The 17254-nt window shown below is 71.3% G+C and carries 16 protein-coding genes and 2 pseudogenes; 4 read left to right on the top strand and 14 right to left on the bottom strand.

Annotated features, from left to right (window positions below; all coding sequences use genetic code 11):
• The first annotated feature begins 441 nt into the window (after positions 1–441).
• Positions 442–2187, top strand: a complete 1746-nt coding sequence (locus tag DEJ47_RS31760) for a chitinase (RefSeq protein ID WP_223828564.1) — start codon at positions 442–444, stop codon at positions 2185–2187.
• 46 nt (positions 2188–2233) lie between these two features.
• Here DEJ47_RS31760 and DEJ47_RS31755 read toward each other — a convergent pair whose 3' ends face one another.
• The 3 genes from DEJ47_RS31755 to DEJ47_RS31745 form a co-directional block, all read right to left on the bottom strand.
• Complete coding sequence (locus DEJ47_RS31755) at positions 2234–3256, bottom strand: LacI family DNA-binding transcriptional regulator (RefSeq protein ID WP_150174071.1); 1023 nt, start codon at positions 3254–3256, stop codon at positions 2234–2236.
• Between the two features lie 145 nt (positions 3257–3401).
• Positions 3402–4769: a glycoside hydrolase family 6 protein gene (locus tag DEJ47_RS31750; protein WP_150174069.1), complete on the bottom strand. Its 1368-nt coding sequence runs from the start codon at positions 4767–4769 to the stop codon at positions 3402–3404.
• Positions 4766–5917, bottom strand: coding sequence for a glycoside hydrolase family 5 protein (locus DEJ47_RS31745; RefSeq protein ID WP_150174067.1), 1152 nt, complete (start codon positions 5915–5917; stop codon positions 4766–4768). Before DEJ47_RS31745 ends, DEJ47_RS31750 begins: the two co-directional genes overlap by 4 nt.
• A 381-nt stretch (positions 5918–6298) precedes the next feature.
• Between DEJ47_RS31745 and DEJ47_RS31740 the strand changes: the two genes are divergently transcribed.
• Positions 6299–7084 carry a hypothetical protein gene (locus DEJ47_RS31740; RefSeq protein ID WP_150174065.1) on the top strand — a complete coding sequence of 262 codons (786 nt, stop codon included), beginning with the start codon at positions 6299–6301 and terminating at the stop codon, positions 7082–7084.
• A 73-nt stretch (positions 7085–7157) separates the two neighbouring features.
• Here the strand turns inward: DEJ47_RS31740 and DEJ47_RS31735 are convergent, their stop codons facing one another.
• Positions 7158–7907 (bottom strand): GAF and ANTAR domain-containing protein, encoded by a 750-nt coding sequence (locus DEJ47_RS31735; protein ID WP_150174063.1) that lies wholly within the window; start codon positions 7905–7907, stop codon positions 7158–7160.
• Positions 7908–7962: 55 nt separating this feature from the next.
• Positions 7963–8634 carry an ANTAR domain-containing protein gene (locus DEJ47_RS31730; RefSeq protein WP_150174061.1) on the bottom strand — a complete coding sequence of 224 codons (672 nt, stop codon included), beginning with the start codon at positions 8632–8634 and terminating at the stop codon, positions 7963–7965.
• A 161-nt stretch (positions 8635–8795) separates the two neighbouring features.
• Between DEJ47_RS31730 and DEJ47_RS31725 the strand changes: the two genes are divergently transcribed.
• Entirely contained in the window at positions 8796–9341 is a 546-nt protein-coding gene (locus DEJ47_RS31725; RefSeq protein ID WP_150174059.1) for a hypothetical protein, read from the top strand.
• A gap of 45 nt (positions 9342–9386) precedes the next feature.
• Here the strand turns inward: DEJ47_RS31725 and DEJ47_RS31720 are convergent, their stop codons facing one another.
• The 4 genes from DEJ47_RS31720 to DEJ47_RS31705 form a co-directional block, all read right to left on the bottom strand.
• Positions 9387–10145: a metallophosphoesterase gene (locus DEJ47_RS31720; RefSeq protein ID WP_150174057.1), complete on the bottom strand. Its 759-nt coding sequence runs from the start codon at positions 10143–10145 to the stop codon at positions 9387–9389.
• A complete protein-coding gene (locus DEJ47_RS31715; RefSeq protein ID WP_150174055.1) occupies positions 10142–10396 on the bottom strand; it encodes a hypothetical protein in 255 nt (84 codons plus the stop codon). Before DEJ47_RS31715 ends, DEJ47_RS31720 begins: the two co-directional genes overlap by 4 nt.
• A complete protein-coding gene (locus DEJ47_RS31710) occupies positions 10393–11097 on the bottom strand; it encodes a hypothetical protein (protein WP_150174053.1) in 705 nt (234 codons plus the stop codon). The genes DEJ47_RS31715 and DEJ47_RS31710 overlap by 4 nt, the downstream gene beginning before the upstream one ends.
• Before the next feature lie 133 nt (positions 11098–11230).
• On the bottom strand, positions 11231–12040 hold the full coding sequence (locus DEJ47_RS31705; RefSeq protein WP_150174051.1) for an SDR family oxidoreductase: 810 nt from the start codon (positions 12038–12040) through the stop codon (positions 11231–11233).
• Positions 12041–12171: 131 nt separating this feature from the next.
• Here DEJ47_RS31705 and DEJ47_RS37165 point away from each other — a divergent pair.
• Positions 12172–12473: pseudogene (locus tag DEJ47_RS37165) on the top strand (hypothetical protein).
• Positions 12474–12482: 9 nt separating this feature from the next.
• On the opposite strand, the gene DEJ47_RS31695 reads toward DEJ47_RS37165, so the two are convergent.
• The 5 genes and pseudogenes from DEJ47_RS31695 to DEJ47_RS31675 form a co-directional block, all read right to left on the bottom strand.
• A complete protein-coding gene (locus DEJ47_RS31695) occupies positions 12483–12986 on the bottom strand; it encodes a DUF5709 domain-containing protein (protein WP_150174049.1) in 504 nt (167 codons plus the stop codon).
• Positions 12987–13085: 99 nt separating this feature from the next.
• On the bottom strand, positions 13086–13472 hold the full coding sequence (locus DEJ47_RS31690; protein ID WP_150174048.1) for a VOC family protein: 387 nt from the start codon (positions 13470–13472) through the stop codon (positions 13086–13088).
• A gap of 95 nt (positions 13473–13567) precedes the next feature.
• Positions 13568–13837, bottom strand: a pseudogene (locus DEJ47_RS31685) (ArsR/SmtB family transcription factor); the annotation flags it as partial.
• A 38-nt stretch (positions 13838–13875) separates the two neighbouring features.
• Positions 13876–14601, bottom strand: a complete 726-nt coding sequence (locus DEJ47_RS31680) for a class I SAM-dependent methyltransferase (RefSeq protein WP_150174044.1) — start codon at positions 14599–14601, stop codon at positions 13876–13878.
• A 135-nt stretch (positions 14602–14736) separates the two neighbouring features.
• Positions 14737–17184: a SpoIIE family protein phosphatase gene (locus DEJ47_RS31675; protein WP_150174042.1), complete on the bottom strand. Its 2448-nt coding sequence runs from the start codon at positions 17182–17184 to the stop codon at positions 14737–14739.
• Positions 17185–17254 lie beyond the last annotated feature (70 nt).

The following is a 17254-nucleotide window of genomic DNA, read 5'->3' as shown; positions in this document are numbered from 1 at the left end:
GAGTCCGGGATCGCGGAACGGTGGCGGGTTCTCGGTCACGTGGGGGTCCCCTCGGCGGGCGGCGGGTACATCGGAAGGTGCGGAAGCGACCTCGAAGCGCTTCGATGCTCGGTGTTCAGTGGCGTCCATGTCAAGGCGAGATCCGCCACGCAGCCGGCACCGTCAGTCGACGGATGAACCCGCAACAAGCTCTGTGAACAGCGCGGTTCGGGCCGAGCGACCCGGCCGCGACTCCCCGCCCTCCCGTGCGACCGCTTGGCGTCGAAGCGCTTCGAACCGGCTCCGGAGGCTTCGACCGACGTCGCGTTCCGGCGGGCGATCCGTGAAAGGTGCACCGCTCCGGATGTCTTGACAACCCGATTGGTCTGGACCAACGATGCGCACAGCAGCGGTGGCCACCGTCGTTCACATCCGCTCCTCACCTCTTCCTGGAGGCACTCCGTGGACCGTGTACGTCAGGGCAGATCCGGCCTGCGCCGGAGAATCGGCACGGTGATCGCCGTCGGTGCGGCAGGCGCACTCGCCGTCACCGCGCTCGCCGCGCCCGCACAGTCGGCGGACGCCACACGGGCCGGCGCCGCGGCGGACGTCCAGGCGGACGTCAACGTCGCCAAGAACGCCGGGTTCGAGTCCGACCTGAGCAACTGGACCTGCGCCGCGAACAGCGGTGCCGTCGTCACGTCGCCCGTGCACGGCGGCACCAAGGCGCTGAAGGCCACCCCGTCGGGCCAGAACCACGCCGAGTGCTCCCAGATCGTCAAGGTGAAGCCCAACTCCACGTACAAGCTCAGCAGTTGGGTGCAGGGTGGATACGCCTATCTGGGCGCCCGCGGCACCGGCACCACCGACGTGTCGACGTGGACGCCGGGCACCTCGTCCTGGCAGCAGCTCTCCACCAGCTTCACCACCGGCGCGAACACCACATCGGTCACGGTGTACACGCACGGCTGGTACGGGCAGAGCGCGTACCACGTCGACGACGTGAACGTCTTCGGGCCCGACGGGGGCGGCGGCACCGACCCGGTGGAGATACCCGCCGTGCCGTCCGGCCTCACGGCGGGCACGGCGACGTCCACGTCCGTCGACCTGTCGTGGTCCCCGGTGTCCACGGCAACCGGCTACACCGTCTACCGCGACGGCACGAAGGTCGCCGCGGTCAGCGGCGCCTCCACGACCGTCACCGGTCTCACCCCGGAGACGACGTACAGCTTCCAGGTGAGCGCGTCGAACGCGGCCGGCGAGTCCGCGAAGTCGACGGCCGTCACCGCGCGGACCACCAAGGGCGGCGGCGGTGACGGCGGCACCGTGCCCAAGCACGCGCTGACCGGCTACTGGCAGAACTTCGACAACGGCGCGACCGTGCAGAAGCTGCGGGACGTGTCGTCGCAGTACGACATCATCGCCGTCTCCTTCGCCGACGCCACCGGCACCCCGGGCCAGATCACCTTCAACCTGGACCCGGCCGTCGGCTACTCCTCCGTCGCCGACTTCAAGGCGGACATCGCCGCGAAGAAGGCCGCGGGCAAGTCCGTGATCCTCTCGGTCGGCGGCGAGAAGGGCACCATCTCCGTCAACAGTGACGCCTCCGCCACCGCCTTCGCGAACAGCGCCTACGCCTTGATGCAGGAGTACGGGTTCAGCGGCGTCGACATCGACCTGGAGAACGGCCTCAACCCCACCTATATGACGAAGGCCCTGCGCCAGCTCTCGGCGAAGGCGGGCCCGAAGATGGTCCTGACGATGGCGCCGCAGACCATCGACATGCAGTCCACCTCCGGCGGCTACTTCCAGACGGCGCTGAACGTGAAGGACATCCTCACCGTCGTCAACATGCAGTACTACAACAGCGGTTCGATGCTCGGATGTGACGGAAAGGTCTACAGCCAGGGCAGCGTGGACTTCCTGACCGCGCTCGCCTGCATCCAGTTGGAGGGCGGCCTCGACGCATCGCAGGTCGGGATCGGCGTCCCGGCGTCACCGCGCGGCGCGGGCAGCGGTTACGTCTCCCCGACGATCGTGAACAACGCCCTCGACTGCCTCGCCCGCGGCACCGGCTGCGGCTCGTTCAAGCCGTCGAAGACGTACCCGGGGCTGCGCGGCGCCATGACGTGGTCGACGAACTGGGACGCGACCGCGGGCAGCGCGTGGTCGAACGCGGTCGGCCCGAAGGTGCACAGCCTGCCCTAGGGACCGGTCCTGACGAGTGTGCCGGAAGCTACCGGTGGTCCGGCGGTCACCGGTTGGGGGGCGAGTGCGGGGCAGGCCCCGTGCTCGCCCTCACCGTCAGCTCGGGGGCGAGGAGCTCGACGCCGTCCATGCCGCGCGCCGCCAGCTTCGCGACGATCCGCTCCACCGCACGGCGCCCCATCTCCTGCGCCGGTACGGAGACCGAGGTGAGCCGCACGGACGCCCCGACGGCGACCTGGTCGGGACAGATCGCCACCACCGAGACGTCCTCGGGCACCGCGCGACCCTGCTGTCGCAACAGTGCGAGCAGCGGCTCGACGGCCGACTCGTTCTGCACGACGAAGCCCGTCGTGCCGGGCCGCTCGTCGAAGATGCGGGCGAGGGTCATGGCCAGCGCGTCGTAACCGCCGTCACTGGGGCGGTGCAGCAGACGCAGGCCCAACTCGCCCGCCCTCGAACGGATTCCGTCCAGGGTGCGTTCGGCGAACCCGGTGTGCCGCTCGTACACCGCGGGCGCCTCGCCGATGACGGCGATGTCCCGGTGTCCGAGCCCGGCCAGGTGCTCCACGCACAGGGCGCCCGTCGCCGTGAAGTCGAGGTCCACGCACGCCAGACCCGCGGTGTCGGCGGGCAGACCGATCAGGACGGCGGGCCGGTCGCCGGCCCGCAGCAACGGCAGCCGCTCGTCGTCGAGTTCGACGTCCATGAGGATCATCGCGTCGGCGATGCCGCTGCCCGTGACGCGGCGGACGGCGGCGGGGCCCTCCGCGCCGGTGAGCAGCAGCACGTCGTACCCGTAGGTCCGGGCCGTCGTCGTGACGGCGAGGGCGATCTCCATCATCACCGGCACGTACATGTCGGTGCGCAGCGGCATCATCAGCGCGATGACGTTCGACTTGGCGCTGGCGAGCGCGCGGGCGCCCGCGTTCGGGTGGTAGCCGAGCTCCTCGATGCAGCGCTCCACGCGTTCGCGGGTGCCCCGGGAGATGGAGCGTTTGCCGCTGAGCACATAGCTGACCGTGCTGGCCGAGACCCCGGCGTGCCTGGCTACCTCGGCTAGGGTGACCATGCGGTGCTCCTCCGACTCCTCCGGCCGCGCGGCTCGGGCGGGGAACCGCTTCGATGCGGATTGCCCACCGACCCTATGGGGGCGGGCATGGCCTGTCCAGAGGCCTGTCGAAGCGCTTCGATCCCCGCCCGGCCGCCTCAGCGGGTCACAGTTTCGGGTGCGCGTTCTTCATGAGCTCCTGGAACTGTGCCGAGAACCAGTGCCCGGAGAGCGGCGCGTCGGGCAGTGCGCCGGACTTGCTGTAGTTGTTGCGTACGTTCCCGCCGTACGTGGGGTCGCACATGCGGTCGAAGCCCTTGCCCTCGTCGTTCGGGATCTCCCTGCTCGCGCCGTCGGACTCCCCCGGCGGCTTCATCCAGACGTACGCGTCGATGCCGGCCGCGGGTGCGGCCTGCGGGCGTTCGCCGAGGCCCGCGCCGGCCTGGTTGCACCAGTTGCCGACGTGGATGCGGCGGTCGTAGCGGCCGCCGTTGACGTAGGAGTCCACGTCGGTCGCCGGACCCGGCCCGGCGGGGCGTGCGCTGCCGCCCCAGCCGTTGCGGGAGGTGTCGATGAGCATGCCGATGTCGGGGCGGAAGCCGGTGGACACCAGCTGGTCGCGGAAGGCCTGGGCGAAGGAGAGCTCGTCGGTGTAACGGTTCCAGTCGACCCACTTGGACTCGCGGACCGATCGGCCGTTGACCGAGTCGCCGATCCTGAAGTTCTCCTCCTTCAGCGCGCTGTAGTTGGCGGTGTTCGTGATGAAGCCGTGCACGTTGTCGACCGTGCTGCCCTCGGCGGTCGCCGCCTGGCGGAAGATCTGCGCGGACGCGGCGAAGTTGTCGTCCCAGCCGATCCATCCGTGGTGGCCGGCGTCCACGTAGTTGTAGACGTTCGGGACGGCGCCGAGCTTGTTGAGGGCGTAGCCGACGCCTTTCACGTAGTTGCCGTTGGCCTTCATCACGTCGCACTCGGGGGTGGCGGTGGGGCGTCCCGAGGTGTTGGTGACGAGGTTGGGCAGCGAGTCGATCTCGACGGTGGTGACGACGCGGAGGCCGGCGTACTTGCTGTCGGCGAGGATCCGCGCGATCGGGTCGATGTAGTCCCGCTTGTACCGGTCGATCTCGGTGGGGCCGAGCTCGCCGTTGGAGGCCAGGGCCGAGCAGTCCCGGCCGGGCAGGTTGTAGATCACTAACTGGACGACGCCCGCGCCTTGGCGCAGTGCCGCGTCGAGGTGGGCGCGCAGGCCCATCTTGCCGCCTGCGCCCTCGATCGCGGCGATCCGGTCGAGCCAGACGCCGGTGGGCCGGCCGGAGACGCGGCTGCCGCCCGGTTCGGCGTCGGCCTTGGCCTTCCACTCGGGGTTCACGTAGACCTTGGCGCCCGCGTAGGGGTTGTCGACGCGGGCGGCGGTGGCTTTCCCGGCGGTGGCCGTGCTGCCGTCCGGGAGCGCGGCGGCGGTGCCGCCGCTCACTGCGAGCGTGGTGGCGAGGGCGAGGAGGAGCGTGCGTGATCTGTGGTGACCGCGGTTCATGATGTGGTGGTTTCCTCTCGGGTGTCGAGGGCGCGCAGGTGGTCGCGCAGCCCGCTGCCGAACGGGGTGGGAGTGCCGTCGTAGGAGCTGATGAGGGCCGGGCCCGATGAGCAGTCCCAGGTGTTCCAGGTCCAGCCGAGGTACGAGAACCCGCGGTCGTCGAACCACTTCATGACGCGGTCGATGAACCCGTGGGCGCAGGTGTTCTCGCCGATCTCGCCCGCGACGAGCGGGACGGCGGCGGCGACGGGTGCGAGGGTGCGGTTCCAGCAGTCCTCGGTGGAGCACGCGTTGAAGTTGTAGACGTGCCAGGCCGCGGCGAGATTGCCCGCGGGGTCGCGGGGCGCGTGCCGCACCCAGCCGCTGAGGTCGTTCGCGTACGCGATGCCGGCCGCGAGGACGAGGTTCTTCGCGCCGGTCGCGCGCACGGCGTCCAGCAGGTCCTGCATGCCGGCGACCTCGTAGCCGATGCCCTGGCAGGTGCCGCCGTCCCGCCAGCAGGCCCAGGCCTGGCCGGTGGTGGGCGTCGCCCGTTCCGGGTAGGGCTCGTTGAAGAGGTCGAAGACGACTTCGGGGTCGTTCTTGTACGCGGTGGCCACCGAGGTCCAGAACGCCGGGGTGTACCGGGCGTTCGGCATCGGTTTCTGACAACTGGCGTGGACGTCGGCGCAGCCGGCCGAGTTGCCGGTGTACTGACCGTGGGACCAGTGCAGTTCGAGGATCGGCGTCATGCCGTGGTTCTGGACGCGCCGCACCAGCTGGTCGATGGCGGTTCGGTAGTTGGAGCCGCCGTACTTCGGATCGATGTTGGCGGTCCCGAGCCAGCACTCCTCGTTGAGGGGGATGCGTACGGTGTTGGCCTTCCAGTCCGCGATGGCGCGGACCGCGGCGTCGTCGACGGGGCCGTCGAAGATGCCCCAGCCCTGGACACAGGCGAACTCGCCGCCGGACCGGTTGACGCCGAGGAGGCGGCGGGTGGTGCCCTGGGCGTCGACGAGTTTGTTTCCCTGGGCGCGCAGGACCGGCGGGGTGGCGGACGGGGCGGCCAGGGCGGGCGCCGCGGTGAGTCCGCTCGCCGCCAGCAGGACGACGGTCAGCGCGGCCAGCACGCGTGACAGGCACCGTGACGGACATGGGGGGTGTCGCATGAGCGACTCCTTCGAGATCAGCGCGGGACCGGCACACGGCCGAGCCCGAGATCAACTGACGGAATCGCTCCCACTGTTGAAGGCGGAAGCTATCAAGCAGTTGCCGTTGGGGCCAGATGGCTTCACGCCTTCTCCGGAGTTTCATCCGTCGAATTCATTCGACGGATCCCGCGTCGAATGAATTCGACACTCCGATACGCGCCGAACCCCTTGACATGTTCTTGCAATACCTTGACCTTGGGAGCGCTCCCACTGTTGCTCTGTCCTCAACCCCGGGAACCGCCACCCCGATCCCCCAACGGCTCACACAGACAGCACCCCTTTTCACCTCCGGGTAGTTTCGGAAATCCACTCCCCCAGACCCCGGAGAACAGACCGACCATGCACAGATCCCTTTTCCATGGCGCGGCCCACCTGCGGCTGCGCACTCTCGTCGTCGCGCTGGTCTCGGCCACGATCGCGGCGATCATCCCGTTCCAGGCCCACGCGTCCGACCGGCGCGACGACCCGGTCAAACAGGGTTACGAAAGGCTTGTCAAGAACGTCTCCGACTTCCGGAAGAAGTACGTCAAGGAAAGGGCGGAGAAGTCCCGCGAATTCGTCGAGCGCACGAAAGGAAAGATCCTCTCCGGGAAGATCGCCGTACATCTTCCCGAGGGAGCCGGATTCGACGAGGCCGGCGCCACCGTGCGCGTGTCGCGCTCGGACGGCACCCGCATCGTGTACCTCCCCTATGCGGGCACCGCCGCCGTCCCCAGCGTGCTCGCCGCCGTCTACGACCGTTCCGGTCGCGTCACGCAGACCATCGAGCACGTCTACCGGAACAAGCACGACGGCTCCGTCCGGGTGCGTGTCTGGATCGACGGAAAGGCCACGCTCGACAAGACGGCGTCGCCGACCGGCGAGATCAGCGGCACACCCAAGGACGCGTCGGCCTCCGCGGAGTCCGTGGCGCCCACATCACCGCAGAAACTGGCGGCCTCCACCTACTGGGAGCGCTTCAAGGCCTGCATGATCCGACAGGGCTACACGATGGCGACGATCGCGGCACTCGGCGCCACGTGCTCCGCCTGCTTCGTGAGCCCGGCCGGGTGCCTCGCCTGTGCGGTCGCCATGGGCATCACCGAGTTCGCCGCGTTCTACTGCGTCTATAACGCGGCGCCGTAGACGCCGGCGGTTCTGTTCCTGCCGTTCGGTGGTGGACGCGGGTGCCTGCGAGCCGTTCGCGCAGGGAGAGGAACTAGCCCTCGGCCGGGTGGCGGCGCGGTGCCGCGGCGGGCGGCAGGGGGAGGCCGCCGGTGTCGACGACGTGGCGGGCCACCGCGGTGAGCAGGAGGCGGTGGGTGCGGGCGTGGCGGCGCAGGGCGGTGAAGGCGTCGTCGAGGGACGTGTTGCGGTGGGCGGCGAGGAAGCCCTTCGCCTGTTCGATGGTGATGCGGCTGTGCAGCGCGGTGTGGAGCTGCGCGTTGACGGTTTCGGTGTCCTTGAGGGCCCGGGCGTGGAGGAGGCCGATGGTGGCCGCGTCGGCGAAGGCCTGCGCCATGACGAGGTCGTCGGCGGGCAGCGGGCTGTCGGTGGCGCGCAGGAGCAGCATGCTGCCGAGCGTGTCCTCGCGCAGCCGCATGGGGACGGCGCTGGCGTACGTGTAACCGGCCTCGCGGGCCTGGACCGTGAAGTCGCCCCAGGCCACGGGGGCGGTGGCGAGGTTTCCGGGGCTGATGACGCTCGCGGTGCGGTACGCCTCGACGGCCGGGCCCTCCCCGAGGGCGAGGTCGAGGACCGTGGCGAGGGTGGGGCTGGGGTCGCACGGAGCGGGGCTGTACAGCTGCGGCCCCGGGTACCCCAGCAGGACGGCGACGTCGGAGACCGCGAAGATGTCGCGGCAGCGGACGGTCAGTTGCTGCAGGAAGTCGATGACGTCGAAGTCCGCGACGAGTGTGTCGGCGAGTTCGACGAAGGTTTCGGCGATCTTCTGTTCTCGGCTCATCATGCCCTGACTCCTCGGTGCGCGGGCGCCGTTCGACGGCCCGCACCGGTCAACGGGTTCACGACGGCAGCTCCCGGAGGATCTCCCGTGCGGTCTCGGTCACCGGCCTGCCTTCGGCGAAGGCCTGGGCCCGCAGCCGCACCATCGCCTCGCCCAGGGGCACCCCGAGCCGGCAGCTCAGCACGCCGGTGGCCTGGTGCACCTCGGCCCAGTGCAGGTCGACCATGCCGGCCTCGCCCCGTCCGTCGGAGGAGGAGTTGTCGCCGGGGCGCCAGGCCAGCAGCCGGCCGGCCAGTGCGTCGGCCACCCGCAGTCCGTCCGCCGCCTGCCCCGGCGTGAGCGGTCCGGGCGTCCTGCGGTATCCGGTCAGCGACCCGAGCCGTACCGCACCCGTGCGGACCGGCCAGACGAAGAGCGCCCACACGCCCATGTCCCGGGCCTCCGCGGCGAGTTGCGGCCACTCCTCGGCGGCGCCCTGCCCCAGGTCCGGCACCTCATAGGGCGCGCCGATGAACTCCGCCGCCACGCTGGGGCCCTGCCCCAACGTGAACTGGGCGTCCTCCAGCCGGGCGCTGACACCGTCGCTGAACCAGACCAGCTCCGCGCCCCACCGCAGGGTGACCGCGATGCCACCGAGCCCGAGCGCGTGCGCGCACCGCACGGCCCACTCACGGTGCCGGCCGTCGGCGACAGCCTTTTCGAGTCCGCCGAGCAGTTCCTGCACAGTCACCCGGTGCTCCATCACTGAGCCTTCCGCGCCGCCGACCGGACCGGCCCTGGAAGACAGCCACGTTCCGTATCCGGCAGGCTACTCCTTATCCGCTCCCCTCGGGGACACCTGCACGGTGACCCGGATACCGTGCGGCTTCGGAACCCTGACGAGGAGGTCGCGTGGCGCTCGTGGATCAACTGCCCGCGCTGATGGGCGTCGTGATCGGCACGCTCGGCTCGTACGCCGTGCAGAGCCTGACCGAACGCCGGCGGTGGACGCGGCAGCGGGAGGAGCGGTGGGACGAGAAGCGCTTCGAGACGTACGGCCGCTACGGCAACGCCCTCAAGTCACAGCTGCGCGTCGCCCAGCGCATCGGCGCCGCTCTCGGAGCCCCCGACACCGCCGATCCGCTCGAGCCCGCGGAGGGCCTGCCGCTCCTCGCCGAGGCGGAGTCCCACCGGGCGACGGAGTGGGAGTCCGTCCTGCTCGTCGGGGACGCGGCGACCATCGCGGCGGCGCGCCGCTGGCACGAAATGGTGTGGACCATCGAACTTCTCGTACGGGAGGGCCCGGTCGAGGCGGAGATGTGGACGAGGGCCCACCGCCTCGCGAGCGCGGCACGGGACGCCTTCTACGAGAGCGCGCGGCGGGACCTCGGCATCGCGGGCGCTCCGCCGCCGCCCGGCGAGTGGCCCCGCTCCTGGCGGGCCGAACTGTCCGGCTAGCGCCCGTGCCGGTGCGGGCGCCGGACCGGCACGGGCGATCCGTCGTCACTCGGCGGTGGCCGGCACGGGCTGCGCCGGACTGCGGTCCTTCAGGTGGTACACGCTGAACGCCTTGCGGATGACGGGCTGGGCGACGTTGCGGACCGGGACGCCGCCCGTGGTCATGCCGTGCTCGGTGCCCGCGTGGGCGTGGCCGTGGACGGCCAGGTCCGCGCCCGCCGCGTCGACGGCCTCCGCGAGCAGGTAGCTGCCGAGGAACGGGTAGATCTCCAGGGGCTCCCCCGCGAGGGTGTCCGGCACGGGCGCGAAGTGCGTCAGCGCCACCCTCGTGCCGCAGCCCTGCTCGGCGAGCTCGTCCAGGGAGGCGCGCAGGCCGTCCGCGCAGCGGCGGGTGTAGCGGATGAACTCCTTCATCAGGGGCTCCCCGAACTCGCTGCCGCTGCGCCCGACGAAGCCGCCGCCGAACCCCTTGGTGCCCGCGATGCCCACGCGCGCCCCGTCGACCTCGACGACCGTGCCCTCCCCTTCGAGTACCCGTACGCCCGCCTCGCGCAGGACGGTGGTGACCGCTTCGGGCTGTTCGTCGTGGTGGTCGTGGTTGCCGAGCACGGCGACGACGGGCACGGGGAGACCGGTCACCTCGCGGGCGACAACTTCCGCCTCCTCCGGCGTGCCGTGGCGGGTGAGGTCCCCCGCCAGCAGCAGCATGTCCGCGCAGTCGGGCAGCGTTTCGAACGCGGGCCGGAGCACCCCCTGGCTGTCGAGGCCCATATGGATGTCCCCCACGGCTGCGATGCGGATCATGCCAGTTCCTCCGGGTGGTCGGGGGCCGCCGATTCGGCCACCACGACATCGAAGTGGACCGTCTCGCCGTCCAGTTCCTCGTTGACGGTGCGCAGCAGCTCGTCGCGGCAGTGGGTGGTGGGCACGGTTCCGACGACCGCCACGGACGAGCCGCGGGGTTCGACGCGGATGCCGAGCTCGCCCAGTTCCTCCGCGGCGAGCCGCTCCTTCAGATGGGCGATGCGGTACTCGACGTGGGCCGGGTCGTTCATCCGTCTCCTCCTCGCGGTGCGATCACTTCCAGACGTTCGAGCAGGTAGAGGAAGGCCGCCGGCATCGGCGCGTCACCGAACGCGTCGCGGAGCGACTCCCAGTCGACTCTCTCGCGCAGCTGCCGCGCGATCGGCAGCACGGCGCCGAAGTCGCAGTGGTGCTCGGAGAAGGCGGCGAGCAGCGCCCGTACGAGGTCGGTCGGGGCCAGGACCGGCATCTGCACGGAGTCCACGGGCAGCTGCACGGCGCGGCCGAGCAGTTCCGTGGTGACCGGCTCGCCGCCCAGTTCGAAGATGAGGTCGATGTCCTGGCCGAGGCACTTGGCCTTGAGCAGCCAGTCCTCGGGCGGTGCGTACACCGTCAAGCCGGCCTCCGCCAGCGTCGCGGCGACCGCTTCGGCGTCCTCGGGCCTGATGGCGAAGTCGGCGTCGTGCTGGAGGTTGCCGGTCCCGCCGTGCGCGTACACGGCGACGCTGCCGGCGAGCGCGAAGTCGTGCTCGCCTCTCTTGAGGAGCGCGCCGACCTGTTTGGCGGCCTCCAGGATGGCCTGGTTGAGGTCGGGCGGGAGGTCGTCCGCGGGCAGGTCGTGGTGTGTCACGGGCGAGTCGTGGTGCGGGGAGCCACCGGCGTACGGGGCATGCGCGCCCTGCGCGTCGGGGGCGGTGTCCTGTCGGGTGAGGTCTTCTGCGTTCGGCGTCACCTGCTGCTCCGTTTCCGGACACCGGCGGCCGCGCCCGCACGGTCCGTGCGGGTCGGGCCGGCCGGCGGTGTCCGACGATCCCTGCTCCAGGCAGCTCCGGTACCCGGGCCGCCGGGTTCGACACGGGCCGGGTTCAGGGGCGGCGCCACTCGTCGCTCCGCAGATGCGAGCCGGCCTGGGGTCCCATGCGCACCATGCCGCCGTCGGCGACGTACGACGCGCCGGTCACGTACGAGGCGTCGGGACCGGCGAGGAAGGCGATGACGGCGGCGATCTCCCGGGCGTCGCCCGGCCTGCCGAGCGGGATGCCGGGGCGGCTGACCTCGTGCACGTCCGTGTCCTCCTGCCCGGTCATGGGCGTGGCGATCTCACCGGGCGCGACGGCGTTGACGGTGATGCCGTGCTCCGCGAGTTCGAGGGCCATCACCTGGGTGAGCAGTCCGAGCCCGCCCTTGGCGGCGCAGTAGGGGGCCGCTCCCACGCGGGGCTGGTGCTCGTGCACCGACGTCACGTTGACGATGCGGCCACCGCCGCCCTGCCGGATCATGCGCCGCGCGGCGCGCTGTCCGCACAGGAACGGCCCGATGAGGTCGACGTCGACGACGCGTTGGACGTCGGCGTGTTCGAGGTCGAGGTAGGGGGTGGCCGTGCCGGTGCCCGCGTTGTTGACCAGGACGTCGATGCGGCCGAGGCGCTCGGCGAGGTCGTCGACGACGTCCGCGGCATCGGGCAGCCGGGTCAGGTCCATCTGGGCGACCTCGGCACGCCGACCGTGCCGGCGCACCTCCTCGGCCGTCTGCTTCGCGCCGTCCTCGTCGCCGTGCCAGGTGATCCCTACGTCCATTCCGGCGGCGGCGAGCCGGACGGCCGTGGCCCGGCCGATGCCGGAGTCCGCGCCGGTGATGACGGCCACGCCGGGGCCGGAAGAGGTGGGGACGGTCATGGAGGTCCTCCTGCTCGTGGAACGGATCACTCGTCGCCCTCCGTCCAGCTTCGGGCAGAGCGACGCATCCCGCCCGCCCGGGGGTGGGCGGCACCGGGCGGGTACCCGGAGATCCGCGTGGCGTGCACGGCATGCGATACGTGGTGGCGGCCCCGGGCCAGTGGGTGGACGAGGAGGAGGGGCGCGCAGCAGGTTGCCCGCGGCTGAGGCGCACGGGTGGGAGCCGGGCCGCAACGAGACGGTCTGCGGTCTCTCCCTCAGCCGCTCCCGGCTCACCCGATTCCCGCACGTGCCGTGGGCGGACACCTTCCCGGAGGCCGGGGGCGCCGCGGACCGCGTCAAGCGGCTCTGTCACCGGTGCGCGTCCGTGGGGGGGGCCGCAGGGGGCCTCGACGCGAAACCGCCCTGGCGCCGGGTGAACCCCCGCCCCTGAAGCAGGCGCTCAGTCCCGGTCGTCCCGGACCGGCGGCAGGTCCTCGTCGGGGACGATGTGGACCGCTGCCTCCTCGGCGCCCGCGGCGCCGCCGTCGATGCCCTCGTCGCGGGCGACGACCTGCTTGTCGACGTCGGTGTGGGCGCCCTCGTCGGGGGCGACCAGGCGGCCCGCGCGGTCCCGTCCGGCCTCCGGGTCCATGGGCTCGCCCTCGCCGTCCGGCAGGTCTCCGATGCCGTCACGGCCGGGGCGCTCAGCGTCGGGCACCTCCTCGTCGGGGACTTCCTGCCGCAGCCGCTCGTCGAGCGTCTCGCCCTCGTGCTGCTCCGCCGCCGTCGTGCCGGTCTTGTTCACGCCGAGCGGCTTCTCGGGCGGCGAGTAGCCCTCGTCGAGCATGTCGTCGTACGTGCGCTCGTCCAGCGCGTCCTGGAGGTCCAGCGGTGCCGCGTCCTCCTGCTCCTCGTTGCTGCCGGTGGGCTGGTAGGCGTCGTCCGCCATGTTCTGGTCGCTCATGACTACCTCGCGCTCGGGGGTCCGGTTTGTCGCGCTCGCCCTCTGATGGTCGCGCACAGCCCTTCGTAGTGCCCGCGACGCATTCCCCCAAACGATCAGTTAGGACGTGTGCATGATCTGGATCAGGTTGCCGACGGTGTCGTCGAGGACGGCGACGGTGACGTCGTCCATCTGGAGCGGCTCCTGGGTGAAGTGCACACCGAGCCCGCGCAGCCGCTCGAACTCCGCGGTGACGTCGTCCACGGAGAAGGCGGCGGCGGGGATGCCGTCCTCGACCAGCGCCGCCTTGTACGGCTTCACGGCCGGGTGGCCGTCGGGCTCCAGGAGCAGCTCCGTCCCTTCGGGGTCCTCGGGCGAGACCACGGTCAGCCACCAGTCGTCACCGACCGCGACCTTGTTCTTCTGCCGGAAGCCGAGTACGTCGGTGTAGAAGGCCAGGGCCTTGAGCTGGTCGTCGACGAACACGCTGGTCAGGTTGATCCTCATGGGGTTCTCTCCGTTGCGTCGGGGACGTCGGCGCCGGGGGCGTCTGCGTCAGGGGAGTCTGCCGCAGGGGCTGCTTCCAGGGTGTCCGCCTCGGCGGGCCTGAGCCACCTGGTCATGGCCCGCTCCAGGGGCGTGGTGTCCAGGTCGTGGTACTTGTAGCGGCCCTGGCGTCGCGTGTGGACAAGGCCCGCCGCTTCGAGTACGGCCAGGTGCTGGCTGATCGCCTGCCGTGACAGGCCGCGGCCGTCTCCGCTCAGCAGTCGCGAGCAGATCTCGAACAGGGTCTGGCCGTCCCGCTCCACGAGCCCGTCGAGGATGCGCCTGCGGGTGGGGTCGGCCGGCGCCTTGAAGACACCCTCTTCCATGACCGGAGCTTGGGCAAGTGGCCACTTGCCTATCAACCTCAGCCCCTGCGCCCGACCACCAGCCACCTCGACGGCAGCTCGATGCGCGTACCGTCCGAGGTGAACTCCGTTGTCGTGAGCGGGAGTTCACCGGACGCCAGCACCACGAGCCCGGCCGCTTCGACGTACGAACCCACCGACGCGTCCGCGACCTCGGCGGGCGCGAGGCCGTGCGCGAAGATCGGCGCCAACTTGGGCGGCGGCCCCGCGGGACCCTGCGCCAGGCCCATCAGGACGGGCCGCGCCGCCTCCGAGGGTTCCACGACGAAGGCCCGGCCGCGCTCGCCGAGCAGCGTGGCGATGCTGTCGAGCAGCGGCTGCCGGTCTGCGGGGTCGCACTGGTGGAGAACACCCCGCATATAGACGTTCGCGTCGCCGATCTCCGCGTGCAGCTGCTCCGCCTCGCTCTTCTCGACGGCGTCGAGCTCCCGGAAGTCGACCTGGTCTGCGGGGTCCGCGCGGCGGGCGTGTTCGAGCGCCGCCGCCGACAGGTCGACGCCGAGGACGCGCGGGAAGCGGTCGGCGAGGAACCGCGTCTGGGTGCCGTTGCCGCAGCCGAGGTCGACGAGGGGCAGGCCCGCGGCGGTCATGTGCGGTTCGAAGAGCGCGAGATGGAGACCGACGGTGAGGATGGGTTCGGCGTCCCAGAAGACCGCCCCCGGTTCGTCGGGGGCCTCCTGCCAGAACCCTTCCCAAGCCGCCCTGTACCGACTCGTGACGCTCATGTCCGTGCTCCCCGGGGTGCGACGAAGCCGCCGAAGCCGACGACAAGATCGGTCTACCGCGCCCCGGTCGCACGGACAAGCGCCCGCGCATTCCTTCACCGTGCATTCGATACGTCGATGCCCCGAGGCCGCCGACTACCGCCGCGGCAGCGCCAGTTCGCACCACACCGTCTTGCCCGTCCGCGTACGGCTGGTCCCCCATTCCTTCGCGAGGCCGCTCACGACGCGCAGGCCACGCCCGAACTCGTCCCCCGGGCCCGCGCTGAGCAGCGTCGGCAGGGTCTGGTCCTCGTCCTCGACCTCGCACACCAGGACGCCGGAGCGGACCATGCGCAGGTCGATCCTGCTGCTGCGGGAGTGGCGCACGACGTTGGTGACGAGCTCGCTGACGACCAGCTCGGCGGTGTCGCTCAGCCCCTCCAGGGACCAGCCGCGCAGCTGGGCGCGGACCATGTCGCGGGCCCTGCCCACCTCGGCGGGGTCGACGGCGAGCCGCCAGTGCGCGACGTTCTCGGCGGGGATTCCGTTGAGCCTCGCCATCAGGAGCGCCACGTCGTCCTTGCGGCCGCCGCGCGTGTTGAGGGCGCGGATGATCGTGTCGCAGGCGTCGTCCATGGAGGCGGCCGGGTGCGCGGCGGACTCGGTGAGCGTGGCGAGGCCGACACCGATGTCCTCGCCGCGGACCTCGACCAATCCGTCCGTGCACATGAGCAGCCGGTCGCCGGGCGCCACCCGCAGCGTCACCGACTCGAAGGGCACACCGCCGACGCCGATGGGCGCCCCGGTGGGCAGGTCGAGGAGTTCGCTGCGGCCGTCGGCGGCGCGCACCAGGACGGGTGGGATGTGTCCCGCGTTGGCGAGGTGCAGCTCGCCCGCGATCGGGTCGTAGACCGCGTACAGGCAGGTCGCCAGATAGTGCTCGCCGAGGCGCTGCGCAAGGTCGTCGAGGTTGCGCAGGAGCTGCTCGGGCGGCAGGTCGAGGGCGGCCATGGTCTGCACGGCCGTGCGCAACTGGCCCATCATGGCGGCCGAGTTGAGGCCGTGGCCCATCACGTCGCCGACCACGAGTGCGGTTCGGGAGCCGGGCAGCTTCACGGAGTCGAACCAGTCGCCGCCGACCCGGCCGAGGAGCGTGCCGGGGAGGTAGCGGGTGGCGATGTCGCAGCCGGACATCCGTGGCTGGATGTGCGGCAGCATGCTGTCCTGGAGGGTGTCGGCGACGCTCTCCTGGTACGTGTACATGCGGGCGTTGTCGAGCACGAGGCCCGCACGGGCGGCCAGTTCGGCGCCGGTGACGCGGTCCATGTCGTTGAAGACGGGCCGCTCCCGGTGCCGCAGCAGGATCATGAAGCCCAGCACCACGTTGCGCGCCTTGAGCGGGACGACGAGCATCGAGCGGTGGTTGATCAGCGGCCGGATGTCGCGTTTCTCGAACTGGGAGGCGATGGCGTTGCCCATCTCCTCGCTGATGCGGGGCACGAGCACCGGGTCGCCCGAGGTCATGCACTGGAAGAACGGCGTGTGGGCGGGGAACGGCATGGACTCGCCGACCGGCACCACGTCGTCCCAGCGGCCGGGCTCGTCGGTGTGCTCCACCGCGACCCGGTGCCACATCGTGGTCTCGTCCGGCGGTCCCTCGGGGAACCCCTCACCGGCGACGACCTGCTCGCGCAGATAGGTGCCCGCGACATCCGTGAAGCGCGGCACGACGGCCCTGCTGACCTCCAGGATGGTCCGCGACAGGTCGAGCGAGGAGCCGATGCGCCCGCTGACCTCGTTGAGGAATTCGAGGCGTTCGCGCACGGCCGCGTACTCGAGGTCCTCGCCCTCGTCGTCGACGGCGTCGGGGGCCACCGGGAGTCCGCGGGCGGCGGCCTGCGCGGCGCGCTGCCTGCGCTCCTTGCGTTCGGCACGGCGGGCGACGCCCCAGTCCGGGGTGACGGGCACCCGGTCGTGGTGGCTGAACTCCAGGACCGGGTAGCCGAGTTCCAGCACCTGGGCGACGATGCGGGCGCTCTCCCCCACGCTCATGCTCGGCAGGATCTCGGGGAGGCGGGCGGCGAGTTCGTCCGCGCCGGGGAAGTCCGTGTGGAGGGCGAAGCCGGGTGCGATGCGCTCGACCTGCACGTCTCGTTCGGTGCGCGCGCCTTCGGGTCCGTCGTACGCCGCCAGTCGCGCGGCGTCCGCCGCGAGCACGAGGAGCCGCTCGGGTCCCGGCCCGATCAGGGGGTACGCCCACCAGAGCACGTCGACCCGGCAGTCGCCGCCGGTCCTCGACCCGGTGAGCCGCGCGCGCCCGGCGGCCGGGTAGGAGATGCGCCGGTCGAGGGAGGTCTCCAGGTCGGGCCCGAGACCGTCGAACGCTCCGTAGGACTCGCGGTCCTCGGGGATGGCGCCGTGCACCGGAAGCAGGTCACCCACCGGGCGGCCGACGGCCTCCTCCTTCTCGTACCCGAAGAGGCGGCGGGCGCCGACGCTCCAGTGCGAGACGAGTCCGGCGCCGTCCACGACGACCACGGCGAGCGGGATGCGGCCGGACGCGGCACTCTGCGTCGGCGGCCCGCCCGGAGTGCCTTGTTCCATGGCTCATGCTCCTTCCCGCGGCAGCGCAAGATCTGAGCCGCCACCAACCACCGTACGGGGGTCGCGGGTT

Origin of the sequence: Streptomyces venezuelae, from assembly GCF_008642355.1 — a bacterium.
Lineage (GTDB): Bacteria > Actinomycetota > Actinomycetes > Streptomycetales > Streptomycetaceae > Streptomyces > Streptomyces venezuelae_B.
This window is presented reverse-complemented; position numbering and strand designations above follow the sequence as displayed.

Bases quoted from the DNA above. Each gene is read 5' to 3' on its own strand.
- DEJ47_RS31740 (WP_150174065.1), top strand. From the start codon at position 6,299: ATGCACAGATCCCTTTTCCATGGCGCGGCCCACCTGCGGCTGCGCACT.
- DEJ47_RS31680 (WP_150174044.1), bottom strand. From the start codon at position 14,601: ATGAGCGTCACGAGTCGGTACAGGGCGGCTTGGGAAGGGTTCTGGCAG.
- DEJ47_RS31715 (WP_150174055.1), bottom strand. From the start codon at position 10,396: ATGAACGACCCGGCCCACGTCGAGTACCGCATCGCCCATCTGAAGGAG.
- DEJ47_RS31705 (WP_150174051.1), bottom strand. From the start codon at position 12,040: ATGACCGTCCCCACCTCTTCCGGCCCCGGCGTGGCCGTCATCACCGGC.
- DEJ47_RS31695 (WP_150174049.1), bottom strand. From the start codon at position 12,986: ATGAGCGACCAGAACATGGCGGACGACGCCTACCAGCCCACCGGCAGC.
- DEJ47_RS31745 (WP_150174067.1), bottom strand. From the start codon at position 5,917: ATGCGACACCCCCCATGTCCGTCACGGTGCCTGTCACGCGTGCTGGCC.
- DEJ47_RS31720 (WP_150174057.1), bottom strand. From the start codon at position 10,145: ATGATCCGCATCGCAGCCGTGGGGGACATCCATATGGGCCTCGACAGC.
- DEJ47_RS31755 (WP_150174071.1), bottom strand. From the start codon at position 3,256: ATGGTCACCCTAGCCGAGGTAGCCAGGCACGCCGGGGTCTCGGCCAGC.
- DEJ47_RS31735 (WP_150174063.1), bottom strand. From the start codon at position 7,907: ATGATGAGCCGAGAACAGAAGATCGCCGAAACCTTCGTCGAACTCGCC.
- DEJ47_RS31690 (WP_150174048.1), bottom strand. From the start codon at position 13,472: ATGAGGATCAACCTGACCAGCGTGTTCGTCGACGACCAGCTCAAGGCC.
- DEJ47_RS31750 (WP_150174069.1), bottom strand. From the start codon at position 4,769: ATGAACCGCGGTCACCACAGATCACGCACGCTCCTCCTCGCCCTCGCC.
- DEJ47_RS31675 (WP_150174042.1), bottom strand. From the start codon at position 17,184: ATGGAACAAGGCACTCCGGGCGGGCCGCCGACGCAGAGTGCCGCGTCC.